The sequence below is a fragment of the Fibrobacter sp. UWB11 genome (assembly GCF_900143015.1).
GTDB lineage: Bacteria > Fibrobacterota > Fibrobacteria > Fibrobacterales > Fibrobacteraceae > Fibrobacter.
In genome coordinates, this window is the sequence record NZ_FSRT01000002.1 from 351,877 (window position 1) to 375,588 (window position 23,712).

General features: G+C 47.3%; 13 protein-coding genes and 1 pseudogene. 3 read left to right on the plus strand and 11 right to left on the minus strand.

All coding sequences use genetic code 11. The annotated features are described in order from the left end of the window. Nucleotides 1–82 precede the first annotated feature (82 nt). The gene (locus BUQ91_RS10055) at nt 83–1,624 is read left to right on the plus strand and encodes an HD-GYP domain-containing protein (protein ID WP_074209160.1); all 1,542 of its coding nucleotides are present in this window, start codon (nt 83–85) and stop codon (nt 1,622–1,624) included. A 15-nt stretch (nt 1,625–1,639) separates the two neighbouring features. Next, nucleotides 1,640–1,993 carry an Hpt domain-containing protein gene (locus tag BUQ91_RS10060; RefSeq protein WP_072828001.1) on the plus strand — a complete coding sequence of 118 codons (354 nt, stop codon included), beginning with the start codon at nt 1,640–1,642 and terminating at the stop codon, nt 1,991–1,993. 3 nt (nt 1,994–1,996) lie between these two features. Here BUQ91_RS10060 and BUQ91_RS10065 read toward each other — a convergent pair whose 3' ends face one another. Together BUQ91_RS10065 and BUQ91_RS10070 are read right to left on the minus strand one after the other, a co-directional pair. Further along, nucleotides 1,997–4,381, minus strand: coding sequence for an ATP-binding response regulator (locus BUQ91_RS10065; protein WP_074209161.1), 2,385 nt, complete (start codon nt 4,379–4,381; stop codon nt 1,997–1,999). 190 nt (nt 4,382–4,571) lie between these two features. Then, nucleotides 4,572–5,720, minus strand: coding sequence for an acyltransferase family protein (locus tag BUQ91_RS10070; protein ID WP_072827749.1), 1,149 nt, complete (start codon nt 5,718–5,720; stop codon nt 4,572–4,574). 145 nt (nt 5,721–5,865) lie between these two features. On the opposite strand from BUQ91_RS10070, the gene BUQ91_RS10075 reads away from it, so the two are divergent. Then, nucleotides 5,866–7,386 (plus strand): HD-GYP domain-containing protein, encoded by a 1,521-nt coding sequence (locus tag BUQ91_RS10075; protein WP_074209162.1) that lies wholly within the window; start codon nt 5,866–5,868, stop codon nt 7,384–7,386. Here BUQ91_RS10075 and BUQ91_RS10080 read toward each other — a convergent pair. The 9 genes and pseudogenes from BUQ91_RS10080 to BUQ91_RS10110 form a co-directional block, all read right to left on the minus strand. Next, nucleotides 7,379–11,014 carry a response regulator gene (locus BUQ91_RS10080; RefSeq protein WP_074209163.1) on the minus strand — a complete coding sequence of 1,212 codons (3,636 nt, stop codon included), beginning with the start codon at nt 11,012–11,014 and terminating at the stop codon, nt 7,379–7,381. The genes BUQ91_RS10075 and BUQ91_RS10080 overlap by 8 nt on opposite strands. A gap of 137 nt (nt 11,015–11,151) precedes the next feature. Then, a complete protein-coding gene (locus BUQ91_RS15880) occupies nt 11,152–11,955 on the minus strand; it encodes a carbohydrate-binding protein (RefSeq protein ID WP_254842347.1) in 804 nt (267 codons plus the stop codon). After that, nucleotides 11,953–12,672 (minus strand): annotated as a pseudogene (locus tag BUQ91_RS15885) (endo-1,4-beta-xylanase); the annotation flags it as partial. The pseudogene BUQ91_RS15885 and the gene BUQ91_RS15880, both read right to left, overlap by 3 nt. 18 nt (nt 12,673–12,690) lie before the next feature. Beyond that, nucleotides 12,691–12,915, minus strand: a complete 225-nt coding sequence (locus BUQ91_RS15890; RefSeq protein ID WP_254842318.1) for a hypothetical protein — start codon at nt 12,913–12,915, stop codon at nt 12,691–12,693. A 943-nt stretch (nt 12,916–13,858) separates the two neighbouring features. Continuing rightward, complete coding sequence (locus BUQ91_RS10090; protein ID WP_074209164.1) at nt 13,859–15,709, minus strand: endo-1,4-beta-xylanase; 1,851 nt, start codon at nt 15,707–15,709, stop codon at nt 13,859–13,861. Between the two features lie 198 nt (nt 15,710–15,907). Next, nucleotides 15,908–17,737 (minus strand): endo-1,4-beta-xylanase, encoded by a 1,830-nt coding sequence (locus tag BUQ91_RS10095; RefSeq protein WP_074209165.1) that lies wholly within the window; start codon nt 17,735–17,737, stop codon nt 15,908–15,910. 181 nt (nt 17,738–17,918) lie between these two features. Then, nucleotides 17,919–19,574 carry a carbohydrate-binding protein gene (locus tag BUQ91_RS10100; RefSeq protein ID WP_074209166.1) on the minus strand — a complete coding sequence of 552 codons (1,656 nt, stop codon included), beginning with the start codon at nt 19,572–19,574 and terminating at the stop codon, nt 17,919–17,921. 162 nt (nt 19,575–19,736) lie between these two features. Beyond that, entirely contained in the window at nt 19,737–20,267 is a 531-nt protein-coding gene (locus tag BUQ91_RS10105) for a hypothetical protein (RefSeq protein ID WP_074209167.1), read from the minus strand. A 254-nt stretch (nt 20,268–20,521) separates the two neighbouring features. Further along, the gene (locus BUQ91_RS10110) at nt 20,522–23,521 is read right to left on the minus strand and encodes a glycosyl hydrolase family 95 catalytic domain-containing protein (RefSeq protein ID WP_074209168.1); all 3,000 of its coding nucleotides are present in this window, start codon (nt 23,519–23,521) and stop codon (nt 20,522–20,524) included. Nucleotides 23,522–23,712: the final 191 nt, after the last annotated feature.

Below are 23,712 nucleotides of genomic sequence, written 5' to 3' on the forward strand. Positions count from 1 at the left end.
AGGTTACATTTTTCTTACACTAAATGTGCGAAATTATATACATTTAATATGTATTGTATTTGGGTTTTAAAGGAATGCGTATATGGATGAAAAGCGCCCTCTTATACTGATTGTTGACGATGTGGCCATGAACAGAGCCCTGTTGTCCGACATACTCAGTGACAAATACAATATCATCGAGGCGCAAAACGGAAACGAAGCTCTGCTCTTGCTCAGAGAACGGACATCCGAAATTTCACTCGTACTCCTCGACATCGTAATGCCCGAAAAAGACGGCATGGAAGTCCTCGCCATCATGAACAAGAACGGCTGGATTAACGAAATTCCGGTCATCATGATTTCTGGGGAAACAGCCCATTCGCTTATTGAAGGCGCCTACATGCTTGGCGTTACGGACTTTATCGGGCGACCTTTCGACGAGATGGTGCTCAAGAATCGAGTAAACAACACTATCCGCCTTTACCGGAAGCAAAAGAATCTTTCGGACCTCGTTTTAAATCAGATTTACGAAAAGACCCGCAACAACAGCATGATGGTCACCATGTTGAGCCACATCGTAGAATTCCGCAACGGCGAAAGCGGAATGCATGTACTCCACATCAACACCATCACCGAAATGCTCTTGCGCGAACTGCTACGCCAGTGCAAACGGAACAACATCACAAAGTACAATATCAACAAGAACGATATCGGAATCATTTGCACGGCGTCATCCATGCACGACATCGGGAAAATCACGATTCCCGATGAAATTTTGAACAAGCCCGGCAAACTCACGCCCGAAGAATTCAACATCATGAAAGGGCATACCGTAAACTGCGCCCAAATGCTGAACGCAGTCCCCATCGGAAAAGATGAACCCTTGATGAAATACGTCTACGAAATTTGCCGCTGGCACCACGAACGCTGGGACGGCCGCGGCTACCCCGATGGTCTCAAGGGCGATGAAATTCCTATAGCGGCACAAATCGTATCTATCGCTGACGTGTACGATGCCCTCACAAGCGAACGTTGCTACAAGCATGCATTCACGCACGAAAAAGCGCTCGAAATGATCCACAACAACGAATGTGGCGTGTTCAACCCGCTTTTGATACAATGCCTCGACGCCATAGCCGACAAGCTTGTGATTTCGCTACAGACGTTCGACTGGAGCAAGCAAGCCGACAAGGATTTCTTCTATATCGCCGACGCCATGATGAATAGCAGCCAGCATCCCATATACAACCAGATGTTTAGGCAGTTCATCGATGAGCGCAAGAAATCGCATTTCTTTGAATCTATGCTCGACGGTATGCTCTTTGAATACTCCTATACACCTGGCGTAATGAAGTTGTCTTCAAAGGCATCGAAGATTCTTGGACTTCCAAGAACTATCGTTGATGATTTTACCCCTAGCGATAACGAACAAAACAGCGCCGCAACAGAAAACCTGAAAATTATCCAAAAAATTTTACGGCGCCAGACAACCCCCAAAGAAAAGCCGACTATCATCAAACAGGCTTTCAACATAGACGGCAAAAGCACACCTTGCAACGTCAAGGTGCTACAGATATGGACCAAAGGAACGAACGAAGCCCCAGCACTCACTTCTGTATATGGACACATTGATATAATTCATTAAAAAAGGATGTTTGTTATGACTCTCTCTGAATTTTACAGCTCTCTCGGTGAATCTCTGGATGAAGTACTTGAACGTCTCCGCATGGAGTCCCGTATTGTGAAATACTTGGGACTGTTCCTCAGTGACCCCAGCTTTACCGAACTCAAGACCGCCTTTGACGGGAACGACGCAAAGACGGCGTTCCGTGCAGCCCATACGCTTAAAGGTGTTGCAGCAAACCTCGGCCTGAACAAGCTCGCCTCTTCTAGCAGCGAGCTTACCGAAGATTTGCGACCGGGAGAATTTACTGCAAATTCTCAAGCACTTTTGGAAAAGGTAGAACTGGACTATACCGTCGCTGTCGGCGGCATTAAGCAGCTTACTGCCTAAATTCTATTTCTTGAGGAATTTCTTTAGGGCGTCATCGAGTTGAGCGATGACAATCGGCTTTGCCAAATGACCGTCCATACCCGCCTCAAAGGACTTGCGGCGGTCTTCATCAAATGCATTTGCAGAAAGTGCGATAATCGGAATTCGTTTGTCGGGGAACATTTTACGGATGGCACGGGTAGCTTCAAAGCCATCCATCACCGGCATCTGGATATCCATCAAAATGCAATCGTAATAATCAGGGCCCTTTACTTTCAAACATTCCACAGCTATAGAGCCATCGGCTGCAGCTTCAACAATCACGCCCGCGCTTTCAAGAACATCCCTTGAAATTTCAAGATTCAGTTCGTTATCTTCAACCACGAGAACCTTGAATCCTTCGAAAGAAACAGATTCACGTTCGGAGTGCACAAAACGAACCTGTTCAACGACTTCCGGATTTTCCTGGATGCGCATGGGAATACGAATCGTAAACTTGGAACCTTCCCCAACCTTACTTTCAACATCTATACTGCCTTCCATCATATCGACAATGCGCTTTGTGATGGCAAGCCCAAGGCCTGTTCCCTGTTGCTTACTGACCGTAGATGTTCTTTCACGAGAAAATTCATCAAAGAGATGTTTCAGGTATTCCGAACTCATGCCGATACCCGTATCCTTGATGACGAATTGATACATTCCGTATCCTTCGCGGTCCGAAGGAACCTCACTAATATCGACATTTACAGAGCCACCCGACGGGGTGTACTTTACCGCGTTAGAAACAACGTTGATGAGCACTTGGTTCATGCGCAAGAAATCAACGTAGACATAGCGGTTCTCGACATCGTGACGAACAAATTCAAACTTGACATTTTTCTTTTCGGCGAGCGACTTGAGCATCGGGACAACGTCATCGCCGTTTTCATCCAAATTGACCGGATTCAAGTCCAATTCCACCTTGCCGCTTTCAATACGAGACATGTCCAGCACATCGTTAATCAAAGACAAAAGGTGTTCGCTCGAAAGTTTAGACTTGTTCAGGTAGTCAAGCGCCTTTGTTTTGTCATCGATGTTTTTTACGGCCATGTCGGTAAAGCCAATCATCGCATTGAGCGGTGTGCGGATATCGTGCGACATGTTGAAGAGAAACGCACTCTTGGCCTTGTTTGCAAGTTCTGCTTTTTCAAGGCTCGCCATTTCTCTTTTTGTTTCGGCATCGACACTATGGAAACCCGCAATCACGTGATTCTTGGAATTTTCATCCTTCACGAACTTAATTTGGTAGTAAATATCTTCGCCATCGATTTGCAACCTGAAATTGACGAAGTACATGTGTTCGCGCTCGACCATTTCGAGAACCTTCGCCGGTTCTGTCGCCGCACAAAAAGTTTCACGGTCGCTAGGATGCACAACGGTATTGACCAGGAGTTCCAAGCGCTTGCCAAAATTATCAATTTTAGACCATCCCGGTATAAATTCATCGAACACCGGATCAAAGCGATAATGAGCCTCGGAAAGCGTTTCGTAATCAACGTACACCACGCAACCAAAGTCATCGGACAAACCAGAAATCACAGCCATGTCTCGAATCGAGATTGCCTTACGTTCGGCCTTCGCGGTTTCTTCTTCGTCTACGTTTTCGAGAGTCACCACAATGTGGTTGTCGGAATCAGGGGTTTTCGCAGCCTTCAAACGATAATAAACCATCCGACCATCAATAAAGAAACGGAACGCAACAGACACTGCACGGTCATTTTCGAGACCATTCAAAAGTTTTTCTTTATTGATAAAATCCTTGACGGTATCCCAGTCTTCCTTGCAAACAACTTTCTCTAGCGCTTGTTCAAAGCCCTCAAAAAAATCAGTAATGTTTTGGAAATCAAGAGTTTTAGCCACGCCTTGCGCGTTAAATTCAATAAAAGAATTATCGTTTATATTTACGTAATAAATGTTATCGAAGCCATCACCAAGCGTATTTGCAATGTCGGAATACTGGTCCAGTTCACGCAAATGCATCTTGAATTCAATCTGTTCGGTAACATCGGTGCAGCACCCTTCAAGGCGGACTCCGCGAGTGTATTCATTATTTCGGCCACCATGGCTCCGCAAGAATATAATTCCGCGGGACTGGTGGTTCCAGGCGTACTCGAGTTCCGACATTTCGCCACGAGTCATCATGTCGATAGACTCGGCAAACTCTTCGTAATACGAGAGGTCGATGTTATTGCACCATAAATTGTAAAGATCTTCAGGGAGCGTTTCGTCGGGAAGTCCAAGAATTTGGAGGAAGGCTTTATCGGCATACATTCTGGGAGGTTTGCCGTCATCAAGCTCAATCGTCCACAAGCCGAGGCCTGCACTAGAAAGAATCGCATGCGTCAAGTCTGACGATTCAATACAGTCCATGATTTGCAGATCCTCCGACAAGAATATCCCTTCCAAACAACCATTAGCGGTTGCCCTATAGTATAAAATACACTTATTTTTAGGACTTGTTTGAGGAAAGACAAATAAAGTCTTGGATTTTAGGGATATTTAGCTGGTCGAACTTAGATAGATTGCCGCGCTTCGCTCGCAATGACGTGGATGCAGCCATCTAAGTTCTAGACTTTGCTTTCTTGCGGCGCCAGACTTTAAATTCCATGTACAGCGTGCTGACCGTGTAAATGAAGATGAGCAAAAGAATGGTATTCTTCGGACGGTTCAAGTTACAGATACCCCATGCAAACGTAATGATAGGCAAATGGATCAAATACGGGTAGAACGACGCGCGGCCGATATGGCGCACAAGCGGAATGCAGAAAAATCTCGCCAAGAAGCCCTTGCCCGAAAGGAGGCTCACCACAAACATGCCGTAAATAAAAATCGGTAGGCTATGATGAATAAAGTAATTATATCCGGGATTGGCATCGGGCCGCATCAAAAAGAGACTTCCATAAAGAGCCAATAGCAATATTGCCTGGGCAATACCGCTCACAAAATTCTTTTTGAGAAAATCAAACACGCCCTCGTTATACAGGCGATAAAGCACCATGCCAAACAAATATTCAAAAACGCGGACCGGCGCAAACATGTGGAAGAAGCGGTACTTTGCATCAAATCCATCAAACCAGAGATTGCCCGAATTGCCATACACGATAGCCCAAAGAATTCCCGGAATGAACACCGCCCCAAACAGCACCCAAAGCGTACGGCGGTTCTGCTTGATCAGCCAACGGCTGAACCACGGCGTAATCGCATAGCACAGGAAAAAACTTGTAAGCGACCATGAAGGCTCATTCAATTTCATGCCGAGATCGGGAACAATCGACCACGTCAGCGTGAGATGCATGAAGAGGCTGCGCCACGGGTGGAACATCTTCGAAAGCCCCGCCGATGCACAATCGCCAATTTCAGAGAGTGCAGGCAAATGCGTGTAGCCGCTCATCTTGAACATCACCAGTACAAACATGAGGAGCGTCATGAAGAAATGCAAGCGATAAAGCTTTGCAATGCGGCTAAACATGAAGGGGATTACAGGGATTCTGCGATCGGGGTCGCTATACTTGCTTGCAAAAAGAAAACCCGCCAACACATAAAAAATTCCCGCTGCAAAAGCCGGTGCCGAAATAATGGGCATTACCCATTTGCAATCGGACATGTACATGAGGGCGTTGGAACTGCCCAAATGAAGCATGACAATGTTAAGGCTTGCAAGCAGGCGCAAGCCATCGATAGCGGGAAAGTAATTTGCGGATTTCGACATTTCAGGGATAAAAAATAGAAAAACGTGCAAAAAACAGGGTTTAGGCAAAAAACGCGACAATAAAAATACCACTTTAAGTCGTTTTTTCTTAAATTAATACTACACTGCGTTTTGACTTTCCAGACGCGCAACACGATATAAGCCAATGAGTAACGAGAGGGCAAAAATATTAATCGTCGATGATGACGCGATGAACAGAGTCGTTCTTTCAGACCTGCTCTCGGACGAATATGATATCATCGAAGCAAAGGGCGGCGACGAAGCCATCGAGATTCTCGAAAAGATGGCTAAGGAAATCACGCTCGTCTTGTTAGATATGGTTATGCCAGGACGCGACGGGCTCGAAGTCCTCCAAGTTATGAACGAAAAAGACTGGATCAAAGGGACTCCTGTCGTGATGATTTCGGCCGAGACCTCAAGCCCTCACGTGGAAAAAGCTTTTGCACTTGGCGTTACCGATTTTATTTACCGCCCGTTCGACCAAATGGTCGTGCAAAACCGTGTACGCAATACCATCGGGCTATACGTGAAGCAGATGCAGCTTTCGGAACTTGTCACGGACAATATTTACGAAAGAACGCGAAATAGCGACATGCTGATTTCCATCTTGAGCCATATCGTTGAATTCCGCAACGGCGAAAGCGGCCAGCATGTTCTGCACATCAAAAAGATTACCGAAATTCTTTTACGCGCATTGCTCGCACGCACCAGTGAATACAATTTTACCGAAGATGAAATCGACTCTATCGCCACAGCATCTTCGATGCACGATATCGGTAAAATTACGATTCCCGACGAAATTTTAAACAAGCCCGGCAAACTCACGAAAGAAGAGTTCGATATCATGAAGCAACACTCCATGAATGGCGCCAAGATGCTCGACGCCATCCAGTTCTTCAAGAAAGAACCTCTGATGAAGTTCGCTTACGATATCTGCCGTTGGCACCACGAACGCTGGGACGGCCGCGGCTACCCCGACGGTCTCAAAGGGAACGACATTCCCATTAGCGCCCAGGTGGTTTCCATTGCCGATGTTTACGATGCACTGACAAGCGAACGCTGCTATAAAAAGGCGTTCACCCACGAAAAAGCACTCGAGATGATCCGCAACAACGAATGTGGCGTGTTCAATCCGTTGCTTTTGGAATGTCTGGGCGATGTCGCTGATCGTTTACCGCAAGAAATCAACGACCAGCGCACGAACAACTTGAGCGAAGCGGAATTTTCGAAAATCGCAAGGTCCATTTTCGAAAGCACCGAAGACGATACAAACAATATCATTGCCGAACAATACATAAACGAACACAAAAAAAGCCTTTTCTTTGCTTCCCTGCAAAGAGGGGTTACGTTCGAATACACCTACGAGCCTTCGCTCTTAAAGCTCGAAACCAAAAGGGCTAAGGACTTAAGCTTTCCGAAGACGATGGTCGAACCGGAAAACAATCCTGATTTTTGGAACATCTTTGGGCGAGAAAACTGGGATGAGTTTGCAAGACTATTGCACGATCCGCAGCTCAACAACGATTCCTTTATTTTCAACAGCGATATGAGAATCAAGGGACAAAAGAAGCCGTGCAAAATCAAGGTTCAACAGAACTGGAATAGGCGCGACCCGGAGAATCCGGAACTTATTTCTATTTACGGGTGCGTGGAATTTATTAAATAAGAAGATTCCTAAAGACTTTCTTGAGTTTGTCAACATCGATGGGTTTGGCAACGTGTTCGTTCATGCCTGCATCTAAGGCGGCCTTACGGTCTTCTTCGAACGCATTGGCAGTCATTGCAACTATCGGGACATTTTTGAAGTATTCATGATGCAAAGCCCTGATGCGGCGTGCGGCTTCGAGGCCGTCCATAACCGGCATTTGCACATCCATCAAAATTAGGTCATAGACATTTGGCTTTTCGGCACAGAGCATTTCTAGAGCAACACTACCGTCTTCGGCATAATCTACAGCAAAGCCCATCTCCTCCAAGACGCTTTCTGCAATTTCACGATTCAGTTCGTTATCTTCGACGAGAAGAATTTTCTTTCCCGAAAAATCAACGCCCTTTTCATCAACCTTTTGGGGGTCGTCTTTCATAACACCAATTGCACGTGCCAAGACATTATGCATTTCGGTAAAGAACAACGGTTTACTCATAAAGTCTGTCACGCCGGCATCACGAGCGGCGTTTTCTATATTCGTCCAATCGTAAGATGTCATGATGATAATCGGATTTTCGCTATTCGAGATAGAACGTATTTGGCGCACCATTTCGACACTTTCCAAATCCATCATGGAATCGTCGATAAAGATAACCGCAAAGTGTTCATGGCGTTCTACAGCTTCTTTTACTCGTAATACAGCCTCTTTGCCATACATCGTCCATTCCGAACGTAAGCCCAAGCGGCGCAATAAGTTTGTCGCGCTGGAACATGCATTGTAATCGCGATCAACGACAAGAGCACGTGCATTCTGCAAAGATTCAAGCATCGAAAAGTCGACCGTTGAATCTTGAATTTTCAACTTGAGACGGACGGTATATTCCGTTCCCTTTCCAGGGGCACTCACGACATCAATCGTTCCGCCCATCATGTCTACAATTTTCTTTGTAATAGACATGCCAAGCCCGGTGCCTTGCGTCTTAGAAAGCGTTGACGTGCGTTCACGTTCGAACGGTTCGTACAAGACCTTCAAGAATTCAGGGCTCATGCCGATTCCATCATCCTTGACATGGAATTCATATGATGCCGTTTTTTCGTCCTTGCCGGTCTGGCGCACAAACACATGGATATTTCCACCTGCGGGCGTAAACTTGACAGCGTTCGAGAGCAGGTTAATCAGCATTTGGTGCAAACGGAGTTTATCGCAAATAACATATTCATTTTCGATATCAAAGCTATCCGTATAAAGGTTCTGCTGTTTTACCCTGGCCTGCCCTAGAACAATCGTATTCAGGTCATGCATAATTTCGGACAAGCTGCAATTAACTTCTTCAAGGCGAATCTTGCCTGATTCGATACGGCTCATGTCGAGAATATCGTTGATTAGCGAAAGCAAATGCGTGCTAGAAACAACCGTTTTGTCCAAATAATTCTTGACTGTCGAAGGATCATCCAAGTTATTCAACGCTAAATTAGTAAACCCGATAATAGCATTCATCGGCGTGCGAATATCATGTGACATGTTCGAAAGGAACATGGTTTTTGCCTTGTTTGCAGACTCGGCTTGAACTAGCGCCTTTTCTAAAAGCACTTGCTGTTGCTCGAGCGCTATTTTCTGCTCTGCAATTTTGGCATCGAGTTCCATCTTTTGCGCCGTCACATTGTCAATGAACATAAACGCCAAAATAAAGCTTGTCGGAATGCCATTTTTACGTTCAATCACAAAAGTAGTTGCACGGCGCCATTCCCCTTTTAGGGCCCTATAGTTGTATTCGCGTTTATCATCATTTGCCAAGTACGAACGCATAAATTCGACATTCGCCATGTTCACCCAAGTTTCGCGGAACTCCGGCAAAACAGCCTTGCTAAATTCGAGAACTGCACTGCTGTATTTTCTATAACCGCCATAGGTACTTCCTTTTTCATAAATGGTCGACTCGCGGACGCCACGGATGGTATCATCTTCAAGATTTACAAAATAAACACCAAAGTAATCTTCATAGAGCCTACTATCGACATAGCGGTTCAGAATTTCGGCATCCTTGTCGGCAAATCCTAGCACAACGGCACGCGGTTTTCCATTTTCGGGCCCGACTTTCACGAACTTCATTTCGCAAAAACGCGCAACACCACTTTCATAACTGCGGTACTGCGTAATGAACGACTTTTGCAATGCCAACTGGGCCTTGATTTTTTCGATAGATCCCGCTTCAAGAACCATTTTCTTGTCGAGTTCATAGACAATACTATCAACATACATCTTGAATGCATCGGAATAGTGGATGCCGCTCGAAAAAATCGTTCCGAACTTCGATTCCGTATTTGCATTCATCGTGTACGGCGTGAGGCTATCCGTTTCAAGGTCAATGTAATAGACTGACGAATATTCCGTCGCAAGCACTTTAATGATATCGAAATTGCGCTCCATATCGCGTTTGTGTTCTTCTCTTGCAACGACTTCCTTATTGACATTTGCAACAGCAATTATGATATGGTCGTCTGCAGCCTTAGACCAAAGAACCTTGAGACGATAATACTGCGGTTCGCCATCGACAATAAGCCTGTACTCTACAGAAAAGGACTTATCCCTAGCCAACTGGGATAGCAAATAGTCCTTTCTCATAACAGAAGACAGTCTTTCGACATCTTGCGGATAGATAATCTTTTTGATGTCCCTTGCACATTCATCGAAAAAATTCTGACCGGACAGCAAAAGCTTTAGCTTGATATAGCTGTCTTCCTGATTGAATACGTCGTACGATTCGTCTTTCAGGTTCACGTAATAAATGATTTCGTATTCAACACTCAACGCATTCGCGATTTCGGAAAACTCGCGGTTTATCACCCCCGTACGCATTTCCTCGTCGCAGTCGGCGACACCAAGCACTACCGTAGATGTATTTTCATCGGATATCCGAACGAACTTCATTTCGAAATAACGGCCATTTTTTTGGCGGTAGTTAATTTCAAAATGGCGAACTATCGAGAGCATTTTTCGAATATTCTCGATTGACGCCATGGATAACAGGCGTTTGGCATCTTCTTCGCACACAATTTCTTTGCAGTATCGTTCTAGAGCATCGGAATACTTTGTATCTCTGCGGATTTTCTTTTCGAATCCACTTTCAGTCTTGGACTTGATATAAGAAAGCATCTTCTCGGTATCAAGTTCGATGCGATAAAGCACACTATATTCTGCAGCGAGCGCCTGAATGATGCGGTTACTTTCATCAATTTTCATGCGTTTGCGGATTTCATCATCCACATTCAAAAAACAGAAGGCAATGTGGTCTTCGTCGCGCCCCCGAGTCACCTGAATTTTGCAATACCGTTCTTTACCGGTGACAACTTCGCGCACCACGTACGAAAAACTGCTTTCTTTTTTAAGGCGTTCGCGGATATATTCTGCCGATGAAATATTTTTCAGTTGCTCACGGTCATCGGGATGGACATCTTCGGAAATAAACTTTTTTATGGCTTTTACGGCATTTTCGCCATTTCCATACTTTTTTTCGAGCCCTTTTCTGCGATAGTAAACAACATACGTGTAGTCCAATAAGTTTACATAATATGCAGAAATAAATTGCTCATAGAAAATATCAGCAAATAATTCGGCATATGCAGCTTGATTGTTACTATCACTCATTTTTGCTCCCGCTCTGCATTTAAATAAAATACATCATTTTTTCCAAGAGGAACAAAAAAAAGAACCTTCGAGGGGTTATCTCGAAGGCCTTTGGGTATAAACACCCTTTTTGGGGGAGTTCTGTGGATTAGAGAAACTTAGCGAGCGACACGGACCGACTTCACGGCACCATTCTTGACGGATCGGAGCAAATAGATGCCCTGAACCTTGATTGCACTCGTATTTTTGAGCGTTTCTACGGCTTCATCCATACTGTAGGCACTCATACGGCCGATACGGACACCGTTCACGTCAAAGACATAGTAGTCGCTGACTTCCGGAGTTTCATAGCTAACCTGAGTCTGGATGGAGATAGGCGGTTCATCACCCTTCGTGAAGTTGATGTAGTCAATATCAAAGTATTGTGCCGTCACATCCATACGGAGAATATGCTTACCGGCCGGGAGCGTCACCTTTTTCTTCACATCAATGAAGTCGTCCCAGCTTGACCCAGTAACATCGAACTCACCGACAGACTTTCCATCAATGGAGAGCTTGAAGGAGCCAGTTCCATCAGCAGCGACAGAAGCCGTTGCCGTATATTCGCCAGCTTCTGCGATGTCGACAGAATATTCCAGCCAGTCACCAGTCGTGTTATAACCAACAATCTTTCCGGTTGCCTTACCGTAGATGTCGACATCGGCGGCATCGCTCTTGCGGTAGTCGGAATCACCATGGTTTTCAGGATCGCCATCGCTGTAAGACACGTTGCTTACGCCATCGGTTTCACCGACACCGGTAATATCAAAGTCTTCGACTTCAATCTTGCCCGGGATTGGCAATGCAGCACCCTTGAACGGCTTGCGCGGCACTGGCTCAGGCGGTACATACGGAGCAAAGAGGCCCGTGTTGTCCTTGCCATCCTTGAGGTGCTGCTTGAAATAGTCCTTGAGCCAGGTCATTGCCGGACGGTCATTACCGTTCTTGATAAGGCCGGAGTTACCATTCGTGGTCCAAGTAGCGCCATAGACATAGCCCCAGAGGGTAATGCCTGCAACCTGCGGAGATTCCCAAAATGCCGGGATCTGTTCAGAATAACGCTGCTTTTGCTGGCTATCGTTATCCGTACCGATATCGTATTCGGTAATGAAGAGCGGCATCGGTTCGCCCTTGCCATTCTTCACGCTATTCTGGATTTTGTTCAAGGCGTTCTTGAAATCGCTGGCGTTCATGTCGGTCAAATCATGGGCCTGCTGGCCATAAGCATCAACCGGAGCGCCCTGTTTCACGAGCTTGTTCACAAGGTCAATACCTTCGTTAATCTGCCATCTGAAAGTATTGTAGTCGTTATAGATAAGGATAGCCTTCGGCCAGCGTTCACGAGCCATCTTGAATGCCGTTACCACGAATTCGTAGTTGCCGTTATCGCCACCGAGAGCAGGAATGATGTTGTTGTTCTTGCCGTAACCGGAATGATAGCTGCCACCCGATTTAATGGCTTCGTTCACCACGTCAATCATTTCGAGGTCGGGATAATGTTCGGCAACAGCATCAAACCATTTGGTAATTGCGGCCTTGGTATCGGCTGTGCTCAAGCCGTTGAGCCAGTTCGGGTACTGGGAGCCCCAAACGAGAGCATGGAACTTGAACTTGCCACCGTTCTTTTTGGCCCAATTGTAGCAGGCGTCGCAACCCGACTAGTTATAACGGCCACGGGTGCCTTCGATAGAGGCCCACTTACATTCGTTTTCAGCAGTAATCTGATTCCAGTAAGTGCCAAAGTCACTTTGGACTTGACCGCGTGTTGTAATATTTCCGAGGAACTTGGCACCACCATCAGCCATGCCAGGACCTGCGAATGCACTCACTGCACCACCCAATAGGGCAGCAGATATAAAACCCTTAATGAATTTTGATTTCATTTTCCACATCCTCTTAGGTTAAAACTCCTTTAACACCATTATAAACTTATTCTCATTTTTCTCAGTTTATTCTAAGAGGGGAAAATTTATCATTGCCAAAATGTCGATAAACGGAAGTTTACATTGTATTACATAAAAACGCTACAAGCAAAGCGGTCGTAGAAGCCTTATTTAAGGGGTTGCCTCCGTAAAAGGCTATCCTAATTGTTTCAACATATTATTGAGGCATTCGGGATAGGCGCTTATCTCAGAACTTAATATTGGGGTCTTTGGTTTTGGCGAGTACCGCTTGAAAACGGCTGGCCCTACAACAAACAACACTCTAATGCATGACCGCTAAATCGGTCTTGTGTATTTCAAAAAAAACGTCCAACCTATAAACTATGGGTAAATGAACCCAGAGGGTTAGATTATGCTCAAAAAAATGAGTAATAAGGTGAAAAAGGCGTGGATTTGGTTAAACAGGAATCAGAAATTGGTTCAAATCTATCTATGGATAGCTGAGCATCAGTGGGTTCCATGGTACATTTTCGATATGTTATCAAATTTATTTAGCTAAATCCAGCCAATGGAGTCCTAGTCCTTAACCTAATTAAGTTAGGTTAAGGCGGGAACAGTCACTAAATTGACAATTTTTGAATATAAATTGAGTAATGATCAAAAATAATCTTCGCCGTATTTTTACTAGTCGCGTTAACATAGTAATCTCGGCATCATAATTCCCTGTTTCAGTATTAGAACTAGAGTGTGAACCACCAACCTAGCTGGTGATTTTCGTTTATACAAGGAGATGCCCGGTCAAGCCGAGCATGACATGCATAATGGCGACCCCGCAACAAGTGCGGGGGACAATACAAAATAAACCAAAGAACCTTCGAGGGGGTTCCTCGAAGGCCTTTGGGTATTTAAGGCTCCCTTTCGGGAGTTATGGATTAGGAACTCTTTAGCGAGAGATGCGAACAGACTTCACAGCGCCATTCTGGACGGAGCGGAGCATGTAGACGCCCTGGTTCTTGATCTGGCTGGAGCTCTTGAGAATCTGGACGGCTTCGCTCATGGAGTAAGCGTTCATGCGGCCAAGACGGACACCATTTGCATCGAACACGTCGTAGCTGCTGATTCTCGGAGCCTGATAATGGGCCTTCGTATTGATGCCAATTTCCGGACCCGGTTCGTCACCACCGTTACCACCCGGATTGTCACCGCCATTGCCACCCGGATTGTCGGCAACTTCACCCTTCACGAAGTTGATGTAGTCGATGTCGAAGTACTGCTGAGTCACATCGAGGCGGAGCACATGCTTACCGGCCGGGAGCGTCACTTTTTTCTTTACGTCGGAGAAGTCATCGTAGCTGGTGCCAGAGACTTCGAATTCTGCGAGAGACTTGCCATCGAGGGAGAGCGTGAATGCGCCCGTGCCTTCGGTAGCGACAGAAGCAACAGCGGTGTAATCGCCAGCTTCAGCAACGTTGATGGTGTATTCGTACCAGTCGCCAGTCGTGTTATAGCCGAGAGCAACTCCAGTTGCCTTCTTGTAAAGGTCGGCACCGGTATCCTTGCGGTAGTCAGAGTCGCCATGGTTTTCGAAATCGTCGCCATAGGATTCATTGCTCGTACCGTCTTCATTCTTGCCCTGGCCCGGCTTATCGAAATCTTCGACTTCAATCTTGCCCGGAACAGCGAGAGCTTCGCCCTTGAACGGTTCCTGCGGAACAGGTTCAACCGGAGTGACAACGCCAGTGTTAAGGCCAGTGGTGTTCGCGCCCTTGTTCTTGGAGAGGTAATCCTTAAGCCAAGTCATTGCAGGACGGTCGCCGCCATTATCCTTGATGATACCGGAGTTACCATTGTTGATCCAGGTTGCACCATAAACATAGCCCCACAAGGTGATACCGGCAACATGTTCGTTTTCCATGAAGTAGGAAATCTGTTCCTGGTAGCACTGCTTTTGGATATTGTCGTTATCGGTACCGATATCGTATTCAGAGATGAACATCGGCATCTGGGTCTTGTTCCAAATTTCGCTAATGACACTCTTGAGAGTGTTGATGTTCAAGCAGGAACCGCCGCCACCGGTACCACCCGCGCCACCGCCTTGGCTCATCATGTCATGAGCCTGAAGACCGTAGGCGTCCACCGGAGCGCCGTTCTTCTTGATGGTGTTGATAAGATCAATACCCTGATCCTTGTTCCACTGAACGGTATTGTAGTCGTTATAAATCAAGATTGCCTTCGGCCAACGTTCACGAGCCATCTTGAAAGCGGTGGTCACGAACTGGTAATTACCGCCGTTATCGCCACCGAGAGCACCGATGATGTTGTTGTTCTTGCCGTAGCCGGAGTGATAGTTGTTGTTGCCCGTACGGATAGCTTCGTTCACCACGTCGATCATTTCGAGATCGGGGTAATGCTGCTTGACAGCGTCGAACCAAGCGGTAATCGCCTTCTTGGTTTCGTCAACGCTAAGGCCGTTCAACCAGTTCGGGTACTGAGAGCCCCATACAAGCGCATGGAACTTGAAGTGACCGCCGTTGTTCTTCGCCCAGTTATAGGCGGCATCGCAACCAGACCAGTTGTAACGACCGCGAGAGCCTTCGATAGAAGCCCACTTACATTCATTTTCAGCCGTAATCTGGTTCCACAACTTCGTAAAGTCGCTACGAACCTGGCCACGAGTAGTAATGTTACCAACGAACTTAGCTGCACCATCAGCCAAGCCCGGTCCAGCAAAAGCACTTACAGTTCCACCCAAAAGTGCTGCAGTTACGATACTTTTAATGAATTTTGATTTCATTTCCACATCCTCATAGTTAAATACCCATACAACCATTATAAACATATCCTTGTTTTAGGGGATAACCGCAAAAAGGCAAAAATTTATCATTGACAAAATGTCCATAATGGATTGTTTACAAAAAGGACCTTCGAGGGTGAACTCGAAGGTCTTTGAATAAGTAACTCCCTTTAGGGAGTTTTGGATTAGGAACTTGTTTTAGCGCGTAATGCGAACCGTTTTTACAGAGCCATTCTTGACAGAGCGGAGCATGTAAATGCCCTGAATCTTGATGGACTTCGAATTCTTGAGCATCGACACGGCTTCGTCTACGGAGTAGGCGCTCATGCGGCCAAGGCGGACACCGTTCATGTCGAAGACATCGTAATCGGCGAGTTCAGGAGTTGCCATACGAACATTCGTGCGAATGGCATTTTCCTTTTTACTTACAAAGTTGAAGTAGTCCACGTCGAAGTATTCTGCCGTAACATCCATGCGCAAGATATGCTTACCTGCCGGAAGCGTCACATCAGCAGAGACATCCTTGTAATCATCCCAGTTCGTGCCCGAAACCGGAATTTCGGCAATGGACTTGCCATCAATGGAGAGCTTGAAGGAAGCGTCTTCGCTTTCTGTTGCCACAGAGGCGGTCATGGTGTAATCGCCAGCTTCTGCGATGTTGACGGTGTATTCCAGCCAATCGCCCGTTTGGTTGTAACCTACGATAACGCCTGTAGCCTTAGCATAAAGGTCGACAGCCGAAGCGTCATCCTTGCGGTAGTCGGAATCGCCATGATTTTCGGAATCGTCGCTGAAAGAAGCATTGGTTGTACCATCTTCGTTGACACCCTTGCCTGGAACGTCAAAGTCTTCGGCTTCAATCTTACCCGGAATTTCGCGCACCTTGCCCTTAAACGGAGTTTGCGGTTCAGGTTCCACCGGAGTGAAAGTCACATCGTTCTTACCCTTGCTTAAGTTGTTTGCAAAATATTCTTCGAGCCAGTTCATGGAAGCGCGCTTGCGGCCATCTTTTTCGATGAGGCCGGTGTTTGCAACCCAGGTAGAGCCGTTGATATAGCCCCAAATGGTAATGCCTGCAACCCACGGAGTTTCCCACATGAACGGGATCTGGTTTGCATAATCGTTTTTCTGCTTGGTATCGTCCGCTTCGCCGATATCGTATTCCGACACGAGGAGCGGGAGGCCTGTCTCGTTATGGATTCGGGTCATCTTGCTTTCGAAATCAGACTTGCTCATGCCCTTGCAGTCGTGAGCCTGCTGGCCGTAAGCATCGACCGGAGCGCCGTTCTTGACAATAGTCTGGATGAGTTCGATACCTTCGTTGATCTGCCAGGAAAGCGTGTTGTAGTCGTTATAGATAAGCACAGCCTTCGGCCAGCGTTCGCGAGCCATCTTGAAAGCGGTGGTGATAAAGTCGTACTGGTGCTTGCCATTTACAACGCGGTCACCGCCGAGGGCTTCGATAATGTAGGAGCCGCCGCATTCGGTATCGTCGGTGCTGTGGCCTTCGGCACCTGCAGCAGGCTTGCCGTAACCGGAGTGGTAGTTGTTACCCGCCCAAATGGCTTCGTTCACCACGTCGATGTATTCGAGGTCCGGGAACTTGGCGGCAACGGCATCAAACCATTCCGTGATGTACTTTTTGGTGAGTTCTACGGTAATGCCCGGATTTTTCTTTTTGCAGAGGAAGTTCGGGTACTGGGAACCCCAAACGAGGGCGTGGAACTTGAAGTGGCGTTCGCCCGGTTTTTCCTTGGCCCACTTGTAGGCGCTTTCGCACTTGTCGAAGTTGTCCCAGGCGAACTTGCTTGTACCGCTGTTGCCATTAGAAAGGGAATGGATGGAGCCCCACTTACAGCCGTTTTCGGGTGTAATCTGGTTCCAATATTGAGCAAAGTCGCTACGAATCTGGCCGCCCGTAGTAATATTGCCCAGGAATTTTGCACCGCCATCGGCTAAAGCGGCATTTGCAAGAGAAGTAAATCCGGCGATGGCTACAACAGCAAGAGAAAGAGAGATTTTTTTCATAATCCTAATCCTATACCCAAAAGTTGAATACCCGTATGACTTTTTTAAACATATTCTCGTTTTTGAAAAATGCTCAAAAAACGCAAATACTTATCATTGATAAAAAGTCCATGATGGAATATTCGTAATAGAGATGCCCGATCAAGTCGGGCATGAGAGGCTTCGGCGGGCATGACAATGCTTACCTGATGCGGTGGCCGGTGAGGTCGAAGCGTTTGCCGTTTTTCTCGACGAAAAGCTTGTTATTTTGGATGCGGAGGCGGGGGGTTGCATTTTCGAGAGTGCGCGTGGAGGGAATTGCGCGGATTCCGACGGTTTCTTCGCATTTTTCACCTTCGCAGAAGCGAATATTGTCGATATTCACGTAATTGCCAACAATTTGCATTTTGAGGACGTGTTCGCCGGCTGCGATTTCGCCCAACTTGGATTGAATAGCGGAGTAATTTGACCAGTCTTCACCTTGTTTTGCGTAAATGGAGTCGGACACAGCCTTATTGTCAATGAACAATTGCACGCCAGCCTTTTCGGAAGCGGTCGCCATTTGCACTTCGACTGAGTAGGTTGCAGTCTTTGCGACATTGACCGTGTACTCAAGCCATTCGCCATCATTCGTATGACCGATGGCATAGCCTTTCGATTTATCGGCGGAATCTAAAGCGACGATATCCACAGCATCCTTGCGGTAGAAACCGCCTTCGTTGTCGGAAGACTTGTCGTAGAACGAGACGCGGCTGCCACCGAGGTCGTAGTTTTCGGCTTCGATTTTACCAGGGATTGCGGCAGGCTTGCCTGCGATTGCTTTTCCATCCGCATCAAAACCGCCAAACGGATCCTGTTGAGGAGGCGTTGTTTCAACAGTATCGGCCCAGGCCATCTGCATGCGGTCCACGCCGGACTGGTTCACAATCTGGAGCTTGGTGTTTACGCCTTCCCCGCTGCGCTTGGTCATGCTGTACCAGTCACCATCACGGAGGCCCGGCCAGTAGAAACTGCCCATTTCCCATTCGCGGAGCTGATCGGACATGCCGCGGATGTAAGCCGTGAAGTAGTTGGTGGGAGCCTTGTTGTAATCCTGATAATCGTAATGCACGCCCGCCTTGTCGCCAGGACTCATGGCGCCGCCCCATTCCGTGCAAACGGTGCGGTCAATGTACTTGCCAACCTTGCCCTTGAAGCTGTTTTTCCAACCCTGTTCGGTAGTGATGCTCATGTTCCAGAACGTGTATTCGTGAACGGCAAAGAGGCAGCCTTCAAAGCGCGGGTCGTCAGCGATGTCCGGAACGTTCCAAGCGAGGCCGGAGCCATCGAGCAAAATGTGGTCGCGCGGGACGTTCGGGAATTTCTTGAGCCAGTCCGCATAGAGATTGCGAAGGTCCGTCTTGTTATACATGTGCGGTTCGTTGAAAATTTCAAAGTAGGCGTTCGGATGGTCGCCGTATGTTTCGACGAGTTTCGCCCACATTTTCCACCAATCGTCCATGTTCTTGGGTCCCGCAGGCTGCGCGGGGCCCCAGTAGCCCATAGCCACTCGACCATGTTCAAGAGCAGCATCCAAAGCACCCGAATACATGTCAAAAGCTTTAAGAATGGTCGGTTCGTTCACCGGCATGCGCACGCTGTTTGTACCAAGCACTTCCTGGAACTGCCCGACAATACGGTCGGCAATGGCATAAGCCGATTCATGATTGTCGGAAAGGCTTAAGCCCGAAAGCACGAGGACGTCCGAGACGAAGTTGTCGCGCTTATCCGCCCAGTTGACTCCGCGGAACTGGCTTGTAACAGCGAATGAGTTTGCGCAAAGAAAAAAAGATAAACCAAGAACTCCTAACGTTTTCATAATAGCATCCTTTTTTAATCGTTCTACTAACCCACTTATAAAAGTATTCTTTGAAAGGGGCGAGCGAATATGGGGATGCTAAAATTCTTTTGTCAATTTATCAATAGGAAAAAGACTCCCTAAGGACGGGAGCCTACATACAATTGCAAGTTCTGTTAGCGATTATTCACGTTTTCTGTAATTGATTGTATAATTTTCACGTTCAAAAGAGACGTATTGCGTGCCGATGAAATTTGATGGGAGTGTCAACTCAAATTCCGAACGGCAAAAGCACATAGCCTCAAGACTATTATCTTCTATCCAAGTAGTGTCGTGCGTTACAGAGTCAACAACCGGAATACGAAGAATGTAATCGCTTGAAACAAACAATGTATCGTTACGAGTTTCGTAGAGAATCGTGTTAATTATGCAATTGTGATTCATTTCAAAAACGACGGTCGCAGAGCCATCTTCATTCATGAGAAAATCAATGGACTTATTTTCTTCTGCCGATGATTTTGCAAGCAGGTTACTGCCAAGTTCACTGCATGACTTCGATTCTTTGTAATCGGTTGTTTTACCTTTTACAGCCGATGTATTCGACGGAACACTGACTAATGAATTGTCAGCGTTAGAGTCTTCGGAGCAAGCGGTTAACAGCCCGAAACTAACGGCTATAGCGGATAAAACGAGCAGAAGGGTTTTCATGTTCATGAATTCTCAAAAAGTTACTTGGCGATATCAATATAACTTTTTTAAAGTAATATGAGCAAAAAGCCCCGAACCGTTGTGGTTCAGGGCCTTGTGAGTGAGGAGGAATGGTTTTATGGATCCTATCGGGCTTCGCCCTCCAGGATGACAATTGCGTGGATCCTCGACTTCGCTACGCTGCGCTCAGGATGACAATTGTGTATGGTGATCCCGTCCCGGCACAAGGCCGGGATGACATAAAGTGCGGGGTGACAAGCTTAACGGACAGTGAGTTTCATGGTCTTTTGCATGGAGCCGCTCTTGACGATGGCAAAGTACATGCCCGGCGCAAGAGGAGCGCCAACGCCAAATTCGGCGAGACCTTCACCGTGGCCGCGTTGCGAGCCAATGAACTTGCCGTTCACACCGACGAGATGGACAACGTAATCGTTTGCGGGAGCGTTTACCATCAAGGCAATGGATGCGTGAGAGTACGGCACGCGGCTTACGGAAAGCGAAGCATTATGCATTTTGGCCTGCGGGAGTGCCGTCGGATCAGCCTTCAAATTATACCAGTCCACATTGCAGAGGTACGTATCTTCGCCAGTGTACGTGAACGTGAGCTTTTGCTTGCCCGCCGGAAGCGTAATCTTCGTAGAAGATTCATACCAGTCGTTCCATCCCTTAGACTTTGCGGGGTCCACAGAGAGCGTTCCGAGAATCTTGCCCGTAGAATCCGTGACCGTGATGACACTTTCTTTTTCGGAGCCTGTTGCAACGCGACCCGTCAAGACGTAGCTACCTGCAGCCGGGACATTTATGTAGTACTGAGTCCAATCGCCATCGTTAATCCAACCAATGTTCGGAGTGCCAAGAGAATCTTCTTCGATTTGCACGCCGTCCATAGCCACATAGTTTTCAGCCTGAATCTTGTCCGTAATTTCAAGCGGTTCGAACGGAGCGTTCGTCACCTTGAGATTGCCATCGAATTCATAGACCTTACCAGCAACAGTTGCGGTAGAGTACTTGTTTGTACCCGAAACAACGTTCAGCGTGCTACCGACGAGAGATTTTATTGCAACATAGGTCAGCTTGCCGCCCTTCCATGCCATGGAATCGATTTCGAAACCACCGCGAGCGCGAATGCCCTTAACCGTTCCGTTTGCCCACTGCGACGGGAGTGCCGGAAGAAGATTGATTCTGTTGTTGTGGCTCTGCATAAGCATTTCGTTCACGCCAGAGACTGCACCGAAGTTACCATCAATCTGGAACGGCGGATGCGCATCGAACAAGTTATTGTAAGTCTTGCTCGGCGTGAGAAGCATGCGAATCATTCTGTAAGCATGGTCGCCATCGTGCATACGTGCCCAGAAGTTAATCTTCCAAGCGAGAGACCAACCGGTAGCATCGTCGCCACGCTGCTGAAGCGTAACGCCTGCGCCCTTGATCAAGTCTGGAGTTTCTTCAGGGGTAATCTGAGCGCTCGGGAAAAGGCCGTACAAGTGAGAAATGTGACGATTCTTGTTGTTCGGATCATCCCAATCTTGGAGCCATTCCGTAATTTGTCCGTACTTACCCGTCTTTGTCGGTGGGAGGCGCTTGACGGTTGCTTCCATCTTGGCACGGACATCTTCGTCAACGCCGAGAATCTTGGAAGCTTCAATCGTGTAGTTCAGCACATCGCGGATAATCTGGTTGTCCATCGTCGGACCAAAGCAAACGTTATAGCCACCATGGTCATTTTCCGGGGAATCGCTCGGAGCGGTGACTAAATACTTGTTGCCCGTAGTCGGTTCTTCGACGAGGCTGTTCACGAAGAAGAGTGCGGCACCCTTCATCGTCGGGTAAACATCCTTGAGGTATTCCTTGTCGGTCGGATTGTAGAGGAAGTGTTCCCAAAGGTGCGTGCTGAGCCAACCAGCGCCACTCGGCCAAAGTCCCCACGCACCGTCAATCGGAGCAGAGCGGTTCCAAAGGTCGGTATTGTGGTGTTCTACCCAGCCTTCATTTACGCCCCAGTGCACCTTGGCGGTCTTTTCGCCCTGCGGGACCATGGACTTGATTTTGTCAATGAGCGGCCAAACGCATTCATCAAGGTTACCAGATTCTGCAGGCCAGTAGTTCATTTCGAGGTTGATGTTGGTGGTGTACTTACTGCCCCAAATCGGGTTCGTGTCCTTGTTCCAGATACCCTGCAAGTTAGCCGGCTGGCCACCCTTGCGAGAACTAGCGATGAGCAAGTAACGGCCATACTGGTAATGAAGTTCTACGAGAGACGGGTCGTTCGTGGAATTGAAATTCTTGACGCGAGTGGAGGTGATATCGCCTGCGCTCTTGTCAGCCGTGCCAAGGTCGAGCTTAACGCGGTTGAAAATCGTCTGGTAATCCTTGAGATGTGCTGCAAGCAAATCTTCATAGGACTTCTTGGCAACTTTCGACATGATGTCGGAAGCGATGGCACCCGGATCACCGCTCACATCGTTATAGGACTTGAAGTTCGTCGCAGTCGTGAGCACTAGCGTTGCGCTATTTGCGCCCTGCACGTTGATGTTGCCGTTGGATACAGAAACCGTGCCACCATCGGTGAAAACGTTCAAGCGGTTCTGAAACTTGATGGAGTTGACGGTCACATCGTAAATGAGCGTGTTGCCGCTGTTCGACATTTTATTATTGCGATGCGGCGTGGTCATGGTTGCACCAAAACTCACCGAGCCATCCTTGTCCGCAGACAAGTGAACGACAATCACATGGTCCGGGTAGCTAGCGAAATATTCACGGGTATGCTTGACGCCGCCCACCGTGTAGGTTGTCTTTGCGATTGCAGTCTTGAGGTCAAGTTCACGGCGGTAATTGGAAGATCCCTTGTGCGAAGTAGAAATCACAAGATCGCCCACCGGCTGGAAACTTGCAGGCCCCGGTCCAATCATGTACTGGCTCACGATGGATTCTGCCGTGCGATAGTCGCCACGCCACAAGGCATCACGGGCATCTTTCAAATGGCTTGCCGCCCCCTGCTTGTTGTTATCGCCAGGGCCGCCCGACCAGACCGTACTTTCGTTAAGGCCGATGTAATCCTTTTCAACACCACCGTAAATAAGGCCACCCATGTAGCCGTTACCAATCGGAAGCGCGTTCGTGAATTCGGTACCGGCATCGCTATTGTACCAAAGCGTAAGCGGATTGTCCGTCGTCGCGACAGCACTTGAAAAACCTACTGCACAAGCAATTGCTGCAGTACCAAGGATACGACTTGCAAAAGATTTCTTTGTTTTAAGCATAGTGTCCTCCACTACCCTATTTAAATTCACCCTTATATAAAATACCCCTCGGAGAGGGGTTTTCATATAGGTTTAAAATTCTTCTCATTGATTTTTTATCAATAGGAAAAGGTTTATAAATGGCGGCCCCGCAACAAGTGCGGGGTGACATAATGAAAAAAGTCATCGCGGGACGTGTTGCGAGCCTCGCG